This is a genomic window from Phaeobacter italicus (assembly GCF_019801785.1).
In the GTDB taxonomy this organism is placed as follows: domain Bacteria; phylum Pseudomonadota; class Alphaproteobacteria; order Rhodobacterales; family Rhodobacteraceae; genus Phaeobacter; species Phaeobacter italicus.
On sequence record NZ_JAHVIJ010000004.1, the window covers coordinates 108,841 to 122,061 of the forward strand.

Genomic DNA, 13,221 nt, shown 5'->3' on the forward strand with positions numbered 1-13,221 from the left:
GCTATATTCCAAAAACTACGGGAGAGGACTCATGTCCCCCAAAACGCTCTACGACAAAATCTGGGATGCGCATGTCGCGCATGAAGCAGAGGACGGCACCTGCCTGCTCTACATCGACCGCCATCTGGTTCACGAAGTGACCAGCCCGCAGGCGTTCGAAGGCCTGCGCATGGCCGGCCGCAAGGTGCACGCACCGGAAAAGACCATCGCCGTGCCGGACCACAACGTGCCGACCACGCTCGACCGTGCCAAGGGCATCGAGAACGAGGAAAGCCGCATCCAGGTTGAGGCCCTCGACAAGAACGCCCGCGAATTCGGCGTGCATTACTACCCGGTGGATGACGTCCGCCAGGGCATCGTGCACATCGTCGGCCCGGAACAGGGCTGGACCCTGCCCGGCATGACCGTGGTCTGCGGCGACAGCCACACCGCCACCCACGGCGCCTTTGGCGCGCTGGCGCATGGCATCGGCACCTCCGAGGTGGAGCACGTGCTGGCCACCCAGACGCTGATCCAGAAAAAGTCCAAGAACATGAAGGTGGAGATCACCGGCAAGCTGAAGCCGGGCGTGACCGCCAAGGACATCACCCTCGCGGTGATCGGCGAGACCGGCACTGCCGGCGGCACCGGCTATGTCATCGAATATTGCGGCGAAGCGATCCGCGATCTGTCGATGGAAGGCCGCATGACCGTCTGCAACATGGCCATCGAAGGCGGCGCGCGCGCCGGCCTGATCGCCCCGGACGAAACCACCTTTGAATACGTCAAAGGCCGCCCGCACGCCCCCAAAGGCGCCCAGTGGGAAGCGGCGCTGAACTGGTGGAAGACGCTCTACACCGACGAAGGCGCGCATTTCGACAAGGTCGTCACCCTGAAGGGCGAAGACATCGAGCCGGTCGTGACCTGGGGCACCTCGCCCGAGGACGTGCTGCCGATCACCGGTGTGGTTCCTTCGCCTGAAGACTTCACCGGCGGCAAGGTCGAGGCGGCACGCCGCTCGCTTGAGTACATGGGCCTGACCCCCGGCCAGAAGCTGACCGACATCGAGATCGATACCGTGTTCATCGGCTCCTGCACCAACGGCCGCATCGAAGACCTGCGCGCTGTGGCAGAGGTCGTGAAGGGCAAGAAGATCAAGGACGGCATGCGTGCCATGGTCGTTCCGGGCTCTGGTCTGGTCCGCGCTCAGGCCGAGGAAGAAGGCATCGCCGAGATCCTCCAGGACGCAGGCTTTGAGTGGCGCCTTGCGGGCTGCTCCATGTGTCTGGCGATGAACCCTGACCAGTTGTCCGAAGGCGAGCGTTGCGCCGCAACCTCCAACCGCAACTTCGAAGGTCGTCAGGGCTATAAGGGCCGCACCCATCTGGTGTCGCCTGCGATGGCTGCCGCCGCTGCCCTTACCGGCAAGCTGACCGACGTGCGCGAGCTGAACTAAGGAGCGAGCAAAATGGAAAAGTTCACAAAAATCCAAGGCATCGCTGCCCCCATGCCGCTGGTCAACATCGACACCGACATGATCATCCCGAAGGTGTTCCTCAAGTCGATCCAGCGTACCGGGTTCGGCAAGAACCTGTTCGACGAGATGCGCTATAACCGTGACGGCTCCGAGATCGAGGACTTCGTGCTGAACAAGCCGCAGTACCGCGACGCCGAGATCCTGATCGCGGGCGACAACTTTGGCTGCGGCTCCTCGCGCGAACATGCGCCTTGGGCCATTGCCGATTTCGGCATCAAGTGCATCGTGTCCACATCCTTTGCGGACATTTTCTTCAACAACAGCTTCAAGAACGGCATCCTTCCGATCGTCCTGCCGCAAGAGCAGGTCAACATCCTGATGAAGGACGCCGAGAAAGGCGCCAACGCGCGCATGACTGTCGATCTGGAAGCGCAGGAAATCACCACTTCCGATGGCGAGGTGATCACCTTCGAAGTTGATGCGTTCAAAAAGCACTGCCTGCTGAATGGTCTGGACGACATCGGCCTGACAATGGAAAAATCCGCATCCATCAAGTCGTTTGAGGACAAGGCCAGCCAGGAACGCCCCTGGGTCTGATTGCCCTGCACATGACATCATCAAAGCCGCCCGATCCGGGCGGCTTTTTTGTTTCGCGGCCCCGCCCCATGCGAGGGCGTCAAAACTTTGCCACATTGATTGCCAGGTGCCCATCCTGGAGCCGCGACCGATTGGTTTGAGGTTTGATTGGAACAGGGCGTATGGGGGCCTGTTGATAAGTCATTGATTATACACAGCCCTCTGGCTGTTACTGATGCAAACTGGCACCAGTCGGCCTGCGACTGTTGCAAAATGGACCTGCACCCCCTCACCCCTGCTTGAGCGGAATCGGGTTTGCAGGCACAAATAAGGCGGAATTGAGGCACGGTCCGGTAAAGACACCCCAGCAAGGGATGCGCCCGGATCACCAAGTTGGAACACGGCACGGCAATGTACCGGCTGGTCCGATTTGAGAGGATCGAGACGTGATAACACGCATTTCAGGCGCGGCCATCCGAGGCGTTTTCATCGCATTGCTCATCGCGATGCCGTCTCTGCTCTTGCCTGTTGCGGCCACCAAATCACCCGAAGTGATCGCCCTTCTTGCCATTCTGGCCGCAGGTCTGACATTTGCGGAATACTCTTCGAACTATCCCAGTTTCATGGAGTTCCGCGATGCGCCCCCACTCAACCGGATGCGGTTCGTCGCGCTCAGCCTCATGGTTCTTTCGCTCAGCCTGCTGGCACGCCACCCGCTCGAGGGCACGGCTCTGACCGGATTGCTCAGCGGCTTGGCCTATGGCTTGGCTGGGGTGCTGGATTTCCCGTTTTCCCCGGTTCAATTGACTGGACTGATGATGCCCGCCCATGCGCCGGCCCCTTTGTTGGCGCAGGTGATGGCAGCTGCCGCGCTGGCCTTTGTGATCGCGTTTCTTGCTGTGGCGAGCTTTTTCGTCGCGATCCGCTGGCAGAACTGGCCGCTTGGCAATGGGCCGTTCAACGTATGGACCAATCTGCCCCTGTTTGACCCGACAGCCGGAGGCGATGTGGTCCAGCGCCTGCAACGCGACGCCCGCATCAACATCATTGCAGGGGTGCTGTTGCCCTTTGGCTTGCCCGCCGCCGCCAAAATGCTGAGCGGGATTGCCGATCCGACGCTGCTATCCTCGCCTCAGACCCTTGTCTGGGTGATGTCGTTCTGGGCCTTTCTCCCCGCCTCCATGATCATGCGGGGGTTGGCGATGCAACGGATTGCCGAACTGATCACCTTCAAACGGCGTGCAGCCTATGCCGACGCCGAAGCCTTGCAGATCGCATGAGGTTTTGGGCCGCCCTCTGCACGGCCCTCCTGCTGCCGCTGGCTGCGCCAGCCGAAACAGCAACAATACCGCAAACAGATCGAGTTCGGATTGCGACGTTCAACACGGAACTGTCACGCAAGGGACCGGGCCTGCTGCTGCGCGACCTGCTCCGACAAAAGGATCCGCAGATCGCCGCAGTGGCAGAGACAATCACCGCGGCTGACCCTGATATCCTTCTATTGCAAGGGATGGACTGGGATTTGAACAGCGCGACCCTTAACGCCTTTGCCGACCTCCTGGCAGAGACCATCGCCCCTTATCCTCATCGTTTTGCCCCCCGCCCCAACAACGGTCTCGCAACGGGCCTTGATATGGATGGCAATGGCAGACTGGGAGAAGCACGCGACGCCCAGGGATATGGTCGTTTCACGGGCCAGGGGGGCATGGCCCTGTTGTCCCGTCACCCCATCCATTCAAGCCAAGTTCGTGATCTCTCTGCCCTGTTGTGGAAAGATCTGCCGGGGGCGGTGCTGCCTGTCCATCCTGATGGCTCTCCCTTTCCGTCGGCAGAGGCACAAGACGCGCAACGTCTATCGAGTACGGGCCATTGGGTTGTGCCGATCCAACTGCGAGATGACGTCACCCTGACGCTCATGGCGTTTCAGGCAACCACGCCGCTCTTTGACGGAGAGGAAGATCGCAACGGCCTGCGAAACCGCGATGAAATCCGGCTCTGGCAGGTGCTGCTGGATGGAGATCTCGGCCCGGTGCCAACGCCCCCATTTGTCATTGCAGGCGGCGCCAGTCTGGACCCCAGACGCGGCGCGGGCCACCGGGATACAATCTCCCGCCTGCTGCAAGACCCACGCCTGCAGGATCCCCACCCAATTGACGCAGACGGGCATGTTGCGACAGTGGATTGGGGCAGGTCAGGTCGCATGCGGGTGGATTATCTGGTGCCGTCCCGCGCCATGAACGTGCTGGACGCGGGGCTGATCTGGCCCGCAGAAATTCCTGCCCCGGATGGCGACCGCGACCGGCTGGCCAGCCGCCATGCCCTCGTCTGGATAGATCTGGAAATTCCCAGCAGCGCCGACTGAAACAACATGGCGCGAAAACCCCACTTTTAGCCATAAAAATAAAGCGACGCGGCGCTATATATGGCCCCGAACATTGACCCAAGAGCGATGTGCCGTTACCCCGGCGGCAACGGTTTCAAGGAGTACCCATATGTCCAACCCATCGATTCTGATTCTGCCCGGTGACGGCATCGGCCCCGAGGTCATGGCAGAGGTTCGCAAGATCATCACATGGTTCGGCGACAAGCGCGATCTGGCCTTTGATGTGAGCGAGGATCTGGTTGGCGGCGCGGCCTATGACGTGCACGGCAAACCGCTCGCGGATGAGACCATGGACAAGGCCCAGAATGTGGACGCAGTTCTGCTGGGTGCTGTGGGCGGTCCGAAATACGACGATCTTGATTTCTCGGTGAAGCCCGAGCGCGGCCTGTTGCGTCTGCGCAAGGAAATGGACCTCTACTCCAACCTGCGGCCTGCCCAGTGCTTTGATGCGCTGGCTGATTTCTCTTCGCTGAAAAAGGACATCGTGGCCGGTCTCGATATCATGATCGTGCGCGAACTGACCTCCGGCGTCTACTTCGGCGAGCCGCGCGGCATCTTTGAAGAGGGCAACGAGCGCGTTGGCATCAACACCCAGCGCTACACCGAGTCCGAGATCGAGCGCGCTGCACGTTCCGCGTTTGAGCTGGCGATGCGCCGCAACAAAAAACTCTGTTCGATGGAAAAAGCCAACGTGATGGAATCCGGCATCCTGTGGCGCGAGGTGGTGACCCGCGTTGCAGCGGATTATCCCGAGGTCGAGCTGTCCCACATGTACGCCGACAATGGCGCCATGCAGCTGGTGCGCGCGCCCAAGCAGTTCGACGTGATCCTGACCGACAACCTGTTCGGCGACATCCTGTCCGACTGCGCCGCAATGCTGACCGGTTCGCTGGGCATGCTGCCCTCCGCGTCTCTGGGTGCACCAATGGCAAACGGCCGCCCCAAGGCGCTCTATGAGCCGGTGCACGGCTCGGCCCCCGACATTGCGGGTCAGGGCAAGGCAAACCCGATTGCCTGTATCCTCAGCTTTGCGATGGCGCTGCGCTACAGCTTTGATCAGGGCGCCGAGGCTGACCGCCTGGAAGCGGCGGTTGAAAAGGTGCTGGCAGACGGCCACCGCACGGCGGATCTGCTGGGTGAAGAAGGCGTATCGCCGATCAGCACCTCAGAGATGGGCGATGTGATTGTCGCAGCGCTCGACGCGAGCCTCTGAGCCGATAGATTTGCACAGTTTCAGGAAAGGGCCGGGTCACCGGCCCTTTTCGCTTTCTCGGACCTCACGCACCATCTAGGCGCAAAAGCCGATTTCTGTTAAATCACCACCATCTGTTAGCGCTAGCCGCTCGCGGAACCTGTCAGCCCAGCATAAATCAGCGATTTCACATGAACGTCAAAGCCGCCCTGCTTGCCCTGCTTGCCTATGCGATTTTCTCCACCCACGATGTCGTGGTTAAGGTCTTGGGCGCAAATATCTCGCCGATTCAGCTGGTTTTTTTCAGCAGCCTTCTGTCCTTTCCGCTGATCATGCTGATGCTGATCAAGGACGTGACCCCCGGCCATCTGCGCCCGGCCCATCCGTGGTGGACCGCGCTGCGCTCTATCACGATGTCTCTGGTGCCCGCCTCTGCGTTTTACGCGTTTTCAGAGCTGCCGCTCGCGCAGGCCTACGCGCTGCTGTTTGTCACCCCGTTGCTGATTACACTGTTGTCGATCCCCATTCTGGGTGAACGCGTGGGACTGCCGCGATTGGGAGCCGTTCTGGTTGGGTTCATCGGCGTCATGGTTGTCCTGCGCCCCGGTGCAACGACACTTGGTCTGGGCCACGCTGCTGCCTTGTTTGCCGCGTTGTGTGCAGCGTTCCAGTCGGTTGTGCTGCGCAAGATCAGCGCCGATGAACGCCGGGTGGTTCTGATGATTTACCCAATGCTCACCACATTTGCCGTCATGGGGATTGCACTGCCTCTCGTCTACGTCCCGATGGAAGGCAGCATGTTCGCAGGAATCGCGGTTGTGGCGTTGTTTGGTTTCTGCGCCACCTTGTTGACGGTCAGCGCATACACCATCGGCGAAGCCGCCATCGTGGCGCCGATGCAGTATTCGCAGATCATCTGGGCCACTTTGTTTTCAGTGCTGATGTTTGGAGAAACGGTCGATGTGATGACCCTGACAGGTGCGGCAATTATCATCGCCAGCGGTATTTTTATCGTTTTGCGCGAAGCATTTGGCGGCCGGTCGGACAATACGCCAGTGCTGCGGACCCGCACCCGTGGCTACACCGCAGGCGGCACCAATGTGTCGCTGATCCTCAAACGCAAAGGCGTGCAAAAAGCCAGCGAATAGGGCTTGCATATCCCGGTCACCCCGTGTACTCCCGCGCCACGGTCGGAGCGTAGCTCAGCCTGGTAGAGCACTGTCTTCGGGAGGCAGGGGCCGGAGGTTCGAATCCTCTCGCTCCGACCAATAAAACAAGGCGCCTTTGGGCGCCTTTTGTTTTGTCTGCAGTCCGCAAAACAACCCGCAAAACAAAACGGGCCACGGCAGATCTCTACCGAGGCCCGATTGAATTACAGACATTGACGGGGCGATTACCCGTTGTGCAGTCGGTCCAAAAGCGCGCCCAGCACCTTTTTCTCGTCGGCCGAGCATTTTGCCGTGCGGCTGCGCCAAAGGGTCGCCTGAGACCGCAAGACCGGGCCATCTGACAAAAGCTTCAAGTGGTTTGCACGCAGGGTTTCTCCGGTGGAGGTGATATCTGCCACCATCTCGGCGGTTTCATTCTTCACCGTGCCTTCGGTCGCACCTTGGCTATCAACCAGCTGATAGTCCGCCACCCCGGCATCCATCAGGTATTCACGCACCAGGCGATGGTATTTCGTTGCGATCCGCAGGCGGTGTCCATGTTTGCGACGAAATGCGGCAGCAACCGCATCAAGATCATCCAGCGTGTCCACATCGACCCAAAGCTGAGGAACAGCCAAGATCAGATCGGCATGGCCGAACCCAAGCGGTGCAACTTCCTCGACCTGTTGCTCCCAGAGCGGCAGCTTTTCCTGCACAAGGTCTGTACCCGTCACCCCGAGGTGGATCCGTCCCGCCGCCAGTTCACGCGGAACTTCCCCAGCGGACAGCAGCACAAGGTCGACGCCATCGACGCCTTCAACAGCGCCCGCGTATTCGCGATCAGAGCCCGTGCGGCTCAGCGTGATGCCACGCTTGGCAAACCACTCAAAGGTCTTTTCCATCAGCCGCCCCTTGGACGGCACACCAAGTTTGAGGGTCATTGCTCTGCCCCTTCCAGTCGCAGCATCAGATCTGGGCGCAGTACGCCACCCACGGCGGGAATCTCGGCGCCCTGCCCCAGTTGGCGGGTCAGAGCATCATAGCGACCGCCGCTGGCGATCACCGGCAGATCCGGGCGCGCATCAGCGTAGAAGCCGAACACAAAGCCATCGTAGTATTCCATCGATGTCCGGCCATAAGACGCTTCGAAGTCGAGCGTCTCGATATCAATTCCGCGGGCTTTCATTGCTGCCGTGCGCGCATCAAGGCGATCAAGCGCAGGATTGATGGATGGCAGATCCACCGCGATGTCGCGCAGCTGCTCAGACGCGTATGGGATGGTTTCCCGCACCGCCATCAGCGCCTCAAGCGCGAGAATCTCATGCTCTGCGATCGGGGGTTCTGCCGCATCGGCGCGCAGCGCATCAACCCGTGCATCGATTTCAGCCGGGCGGCGTTTGCCGATTGCGGGAACCTGTCCAGTCAGCACGCCTTCAGTTGACAGAAGCTTGCGCCGGCTGTCCGCAAGCGGAGCGCGGCCCGCAAACCGGTCAAGAAGCGCACGGAACCGGCGCGGGCGCCAGATATGGCGCATCAACGCGGCCTTGCGCAGGTCTGTCGTGTTCAGCCCCTGAACCGCAGCCATCAAAATACCGATATCACCGGTTGCCGCACGAACGGGCATGTCACGCAGCTGCAGTGCGATCAGGGCAAAGACTTCTGCATCTGCGCTGGCGGGATCCTTGCGGTCGAAGACCTCATACCCCACCTGGAGATATTCGTTTGCACGGTCTTCGTCGTGCTCCTGGCGGCGAAACACCTCTCCTGCATAGGTATAGCGCGCCGGTTCAGCGCCGTGGCTCATATGCATCTGCACGACCGGTACGGTGAAATCGGGGCGCAGCATCTGCTCCCCGCGCAGCGCATCGGTAGTCACATAGGCACGGGCGCGAATGTCCTCGCCATAGAGATCAAGCAGGGTTTCAGCAGGTTGCAGATAAGGCGGTTCGACCACGCGGGCCCCTGCGGCTTCAAAATTCATCCGAAGCCGGGCGGCCAGCGCCAAGGCGTTCATACGATCGCTCATCGGTTCAGTCCTGACTTGCGAGGATTTCCCGCACCTTCGCCACCAGATCACCGCGTGGCACCTCAAACTGGCTGGGGCGTTCTTTCCACTCTTCCAGCGTCGCGCTCTCGGCGATCTTGGCCCCAAGGATAAGATCCTTGATCTGGATGACGCCGCGCTCTTTTTCCTCACCACCTTCGATGATGGCGATTGGAGAATTGCGTTTGTCTGCGTATTTCAGCTGGTTGCCAAAATTCTTGGGGTTGCCGAGATAGACCTCTGCCCGGATGCCTGCATTGCGCAGTTCAGCGACCATTGCCTGATAATCCGCCATGCGGGCCTTATCCATGACCGTGACCACAACAGGGCCAGTCGGTGTCGTGGACAGACGTCCCTTTTCACGCAGCGCAGCCAGCAGGCGATCGACACCAATCGACACACCAACCGCCGGGACTTCCTGACCGATGAAGCGTTTGACAAGCCCATCATAGCGGCCACCACCTGAGACAGAACCGAACTGACGCTTGCGGCCCTTTTCATCCAGGATTTCAAAGGTCAGCTCAGCCTCAAAGACCGGGCCGGTGTAATAGCCAAGCCCGCGCACGATAGAGGGGTCAATCAGCACCTGATCGGCACCATAACCACCGGCTGCGATCAATTCACCGATCTGTTCCAGTTCCGCGATGCCTTCGGCCCCGACTTTGCTGTCACCGACAGCTGCACGCAGGTTGGCCATGGTTCCAGCGACATCATCCGCACGGGAGGTCAGGAATGCAATCACAGGGTCGGCCTGCGCCTCGCCCAGACCGACACCGTCGATATAGGCACCAGATGCATCCAGACGCCCTTTGCCCAGCAGCTCGCGCACGCCTGCTTCGCCGACCTTGTCGAACTTGTCGATGGTGCGCAGAACGTCGTCGCGTTTGGGGTCGTCTTCTGCCAGGCCCATTGCCTCCAGAACGCCGTTCAGCACCTTGCGGTTGTTGACACGCACCAAATAGTCACCGCGCGGAATGCCGACGGTTTCCAGCGTGTCAGACAGCATCATGCAGATTTCGGCATCTGCCGCCATCGAAGCGGTGCCAACGGTATCAGCATCACACTGATAAAACTGGCGGTAGCGGCCAGGTCCGGGTTTCTCGTTGCGCCAGACCGGCCCCATCGCGTAGCGGCGATAGGGGTTGGGCAGATCATTGCGGTGCTGGGCATAGACGCGGGCCAGGGGCGCCGTCAGATCGTAACGCAGCGCCATCCAGTCGCCCTTGCCATCGTCATCCGCTTCTTGCCAGGCAAAGACGCCTTCATTGGGGCGGTCGACATCGGGCAGGAACTTACCCAGCGCTTCGACTGTCTCAACAGCCGAGGATTCAAGCGCATCAAAGCCGTAATGATGATAGACACCCGCGATGGCCTGCAACATCTCAGTGCGCTGGCTCACCTCTTCGCCGAAATAGTCACGGAATCCTTTGGGCGTGATCGCCTTTGGACGGGGCTGTTTCTTGACTTTGGCCATCTTGGCCTCCTCGGGGTGTCGAAATGGGACAATTACTCGCCCGGCGGTCTAGCCCAAGGCAGGCTCAACAGCAAGGCGGCAGAGCGGCATGCCCCCTCGCTCACCCCTGCGGCGCCTCATATGCGGGCAGAGTGTTTCAGATCCGTGACAGCATGGACCTACCCGCCCCAACCGCATATGAGAGCATCAGACCAAGGAGACAGCCATGCAACATCTCGAAGAGCAGATCGCCCACCTGACCCGAACTGTCGACGAGCTGAGCGATGTGATCAGCCGCCAGCAAGGCGAGATCGACCGGCTGACCCACCGTGTCGCCATGCTGATGGAGCGCGAACGCGCCCGTGATCAGGAAGGCAACGGTGGTGTTATTCTGGGTGACGAACGCCCCCCCCACTATTGATCCGGATCTGATTGGGCCAAGCCTGCTTTTGTGCCGCAACGGCGCACTTGGCTGACATCGCGAACCAGTTAGTCTCGCCCTGACAACAGATTTGGGGAGAGCGCATCATGCTGCAGGGCATTCGGATCATCGAAATCGAAGGGCTGGGGCCCGGTCCGTTTGCGGCGATGATGCTGGCGGACCTTGGGGCGGATGTCATCTGCGTTCATCGCAAGGGCAAAAAGCCAGATGGCCTTGCTCCGGCCCAGGCGATTTTGGATCGCGGCAAACGTTCCATCGAGCTGGATTTCAAAGACCCTCAGGACGTCGAGACCCTATTACAACTGCTGGAGACGGCCGATGGTCTGATCGAAGGGTTCCGCCCCGGTGTGATGGAACGGCTGGGGCTGGGCCCTGCCGAATGTCACGCGCGCAATCCGGGTTTGATTTTTGGCCGCATGACGGGCTGGGGTCAGGACAGTCCCCTGTCCCAATCCGCAGGCCATGACATGAACTATATCGCCATGTCCGGCGCGCTTTGGCACAGCTCTCTGCCCGGCACCCCACCGATGGCAACACCTACGTTGGTCGGCGACATCGGCGGAGGCGCGCTTTACCTTGTGGTCGGCATTCTGTCGGCCCTGCTTGCCCGCAAGGATCGTGCAAGCGATGGATGCGTGGTGGATGCCGCAATCTATGACGGCTCAGCCCATATGATGAACCTGTTGATGACGCTGCAGCAGGCAGGTCAGTTTGGTCATCCCCGTGGCGAAAATCTACTGGACGGCCCCCACTGGAGCCGGGCGTATGCCTGTGCTGACGGGGGCCATATCACCGTGCAGTGCCTTGAGCCGCAATTCTATCAGGTGTTTTTGAAATACATGGAGCTGACGGACGATCCCGACTTTGCCCGCCAATATGACAAGTCGATGTGGCCCGTTCTCAGCGCGCGGCTCGCCGGGATTTTTGTGACACGCCCGCGCGATTACTGGGCAGCGATGTTCGAGGGGAGCGATGCCTGCGTTGCGCCTGTTCTATCCCCCGAGGAAGCGCGGGATCATCAGATGAACACGCGCGGAACGTGGGTGCAGACAGGTGCGGGTCTTCAGGCCGCCCCGGCCCCCCGGTTTTCCAAAGGGATGGACGAGGGCACAAAATGGTCACCACCAGAAAGCCCCACCCGCGGACAGCACACTGCGGAAATCCTGCGAGACCTTGAAGACCTCAGGCGCTGAGGTCTTTCTTTCCCTTGGCAGCAGCGGCCTTCATGCGCTCCAGCAGCTCTGCTTTGTCAGATTTCTTGTCATAGGGGTTCTTTGCCGTCCCCTTGGCATTGTGCTCTGCGTGGCGGGGTTTGTTGCGGCCCGGCTTCACGCCGCCCATTCGGCTGTAGTCCATCGTAGCACCTCCGGAAGGTTATGAAGATGCCGCTGATGCCGCATCTTCGCTGCCTTGGCAAGATCTGCCGCCGCCGGCTCAGCCGTTGCGAACCGTGTCGATCATCAGTTGCACATTGTCCGGATCAGCATCCGGTGTGATCCCATGACCAAGGTTGAAGATATGCGGCCCGTTCTTGAAGGCCGCGACGATGCGCCGGGTCTCGTCGATCAGATCCTGTCCGCCGGTGACCATGTGGCGTGATGCAAGGTTGCCCTGAACGCAGCCATCGACCTGCACATTCGCGGCGGCCCATTCCGGGTCAACAGAGTTGTCGAGCGCAACGCAGTCGATGCCCGTCGCCTTGGCAAAGCCAACATATTTATCGCCCGCCTCACGGGGGAAGCCGATGACCGGAATATGCGGATACCGTTCCTTCAGCGCAGCGGTGATCTGGCGGCAGGGTTCCAGCGCGTATTTCGCGAACGCCTCTCCCTTGAGCGATCCGGCCCAGCTGTCAAAAATCTTGACCACTTCTGCGCCCGCGTCGATCTGCATAGAGAGATATTCGATGGTTGCCTCGGTAATGCGCGCCAGCAGGGCCTCGAACAGGGCCGTGTTTTCTTCGCGCAAGGCATGAGCTGGACCCTGATCCGGGGTGCCACGACCTGCGATCATATAGGTCGCTACCGTCCAGGGCGCACCGGCAAAGCCAATCAGAGTTGTCTCGGACGGCAGCTCGCGCGAGAGAATGCGAACAGTCTCGTAGATCGGGTTCAGGGTCTCGTGGATGTCACTGACGGGGCCCAGTTTGGCAAAGTCTGCTTCGCTTGTGATGGTGGACAAGCGCGGCCCTTCACCGGTCACAAACCAGAGGTCTGCACCCAATGCCTGCGGAATCAAAAGGATATCTGCAAACAGGATCGCCGCATCAAAGGCATAGCGGCGAATGGGCTGCAGCGTCACCTCTGCAGCGAGTTCGGGATTATAGCACAGCGACAGAAAATCACCGGCCTGCGCGCGGGTCGCGCGGTATTCAGGCAGATACCGGCCCGCCTGACGCATCATCCAGATCGGTGGGACATCCTGCGTCTCACCCGCCAATGCGCGCAGCAGCTTTTTCTGTTCGGCCATGTTCACCCTCATTTCTTTGCTGTCACTGAGGTCTAGCCTTGGCGGCAAATTGTCAAGG

General features: G+C 60.3%; 13 protein-coding genes and 1 tRNA gene. 9 read left to right on the plus strand and 5 right to left on the minus strand.

The genetic code is table 11. The features are described from left to right. Positions 1-31: 31 nt before the first annotated feature. The 7 genes from leuC to KUV39_RS10715 all read left to right on the plus strand — a co-directional run bounded on the left by leuC (position 32) and on the right by KUV39_RS10715 (position 6,875). On the plus strand, positions 32-1,435 hold the full coding sequence (gene leuC, locus KUV39_RS10685; protein WP_008560856.1) for a 3-isopropylmalate dehydratase large subunit: 1,404 nt from the start codon (positions 32-34) through the stop codon (positions 1,433-1,435). Positions 1,436-1,447: 12 nt separating this feature from the next. Then, on the plus strand, positions 1,448-2,053 hold the full coding sequence (leuD, locus tag KUV39_RS10690; RefSeq protein WP_222459762.1) for a 3-isopropylmalate dehydratase small subunit: 606 nt from the start codon (positions 1,448-1,450) through the stop codon (positions 2,051-2,053). A gap of 425 nt (positions 2,054-2,478) precedes the next feature. Continuing rightward, positions 2,479-3,312 (plus strand): hypothetical protein, encoded by an 834-nt coding sequence (locus KUV39_RS10695; RefSeq protein ID WP_222459763.1) that lies wholly within the window; start codon positions 2,479-2,481, stop codon positions 3,310-3,312. After that, complete coding sequence (locus KUV39_RS10700) at positions 3,309-4,394, plus strand: endonuclease/exonuclease/phosphatase family protein (protein ID WP_222459764.1); 1,086 nt, start codon at positions 3,309-3,311, stop codon at positions 4,392-4,394. The genes KUV39_RS10695 and KUV39_RS10700 overlap by 4 nt, the downstream gene beginning before the upstream one ends. 130 nt (positions 4,395-4,524) lie before the next feature. Beyond that, the gene (gene leuB, locus KUV39_RS10705) at positions 4,525-5,628 is read left to right on the plus strand and encodes a 3-isopropylmalate dehydrogenase (RefSeq protein ID WP_008559825.1); all 1,104 of its coding nucleotides are present in this window, start codon (positions 4,525-4,527) and stop codon (positions 5,626-5,628) included. Positions 5,629-5,798: 170 nt separating this feature from the next. Next, positions 5,799-6,755 (plus strand): DMT family transporter, encoded by a 957-nt coding sequence (locus KUV39_RS10710; protein WP_046211850.1) that lies wholly within the window; start codon positions 5,799-5,801, stop codon positions 6,753-6,755. A 43-nt stretch (positions 6,756-6,798) separates the two neighbouring features. Next, a tRNA-Pro gene (locus KUV39_RS10715) sits at positions 6,799-6,875 on the plus strand. 125 nt (positions 6,876-7,000) lie between these two features. Here KUV39_RS10715 and hisG read toward each other — a convergent pair. The 3 genes from hisG to hisS are packed head-to-tail and all read right to left on the minus strand — an operon-like array spanning position 7,001 to position 10,273. After that, positions 7,001-7,696: an ATP phosphoribosyltransferase gene (hisG, locus tag KUV39_RS10720; RefSeq protein ID WP_050674414.1), complete on the minus strand. Its 696-nt coding sequence runs from the start codon at positions 7,694-7,696 to the stop codon at positions 7,001-7,003. Next, positions 7,693-8,781 carry an ATP phosphoribosyltransferase regulatory subunit gene (locus tag KUV39_RS10725; RefSeq protein WP_046211848.1) on the minus strand — a complete coding sequence of 363 codons (1,089 nt, stop codon included), beginning with the start codon at positions 8,779-8,781 and terminating at the stop codon, positions 7,693-7,695. Before KUV39_RS10725 ends, hisG begins: the two co-directional genes overlap by 4 nt. Positions 8,782-8,785: 4 nt before the next feature. After that, a complete protein-coding gene (hisS, locus tag KUV39_RS10730) occupies positions 8,786-10,273 on the minus strand; it encodes a histidine--tRNA ligase (RefSeq protein WP_008559928.1) in 1,488 nt (495 codons plus the stop codon). A gap of 205 nt (positions 10,274-10,478) precedes the next feature. Between hisS and KUV39_RS10735 the strand changes: the two genes are divergently transcribed. Both KUV39_RS10735 and KUV39_RS10740 read left to right on the plus strand, forming a co-directional pair. Next, positions 10,479-10,673, plus strand: coding sequence for a SlyX family protein (locus KUV39_RS10735; protein WP_008562355.1), 195 nt, complete (start codon positions 10,479-10,481; stop codon positions 10,671-10,673). Positions 10,674-10,780: 107 nt separating this feature from the next. Next, positions 10,781-11,887, plus strand: coding sequence for a CaiB/BaiF CoA transferase family protein (locus KUV39_RS10740; RefSeq protein WP_222459765.1), 1,107 nt, complete (start codon positions 10,781-10,783; stop codon positions 11,885-11,887). On the opposite strand, the gene KUV39_RS10745 is transcribed toward KUV39_RS10740, so the two are convergent. Both KUV39_RS10745 and hemE read right to left on the minus strand, forming a co-directional pair. Further along, on the minus strand, positions 11,877-12,050 hold the full coding sequence (locus KUV39_RS10745) for a hypothetical protein (protein WP_037302667.1): 174 nt from the start codon (positions 12,048-12,050) through the stop codon (positions 11,877-11,879). The genes KUV39_RS10740 and KUV39_RS10745 overlap by 11 nt on opposite strands. Before the next feature lie 78 nt (positions 12,051-12,128). Further along, positions 12,129-13,163, minus strand: a complete 1,035-nt coding sequence (gene hemE, locus KUV39_RS10750; protein ID WP_222459766.1) for a uroporphyrinogen decarboxylase — start codon at positions 13,161-13,163, stop codon at positions 12,129-12,131. Positions 13,164-13,221: the final 58 nt, after the last annotated feature.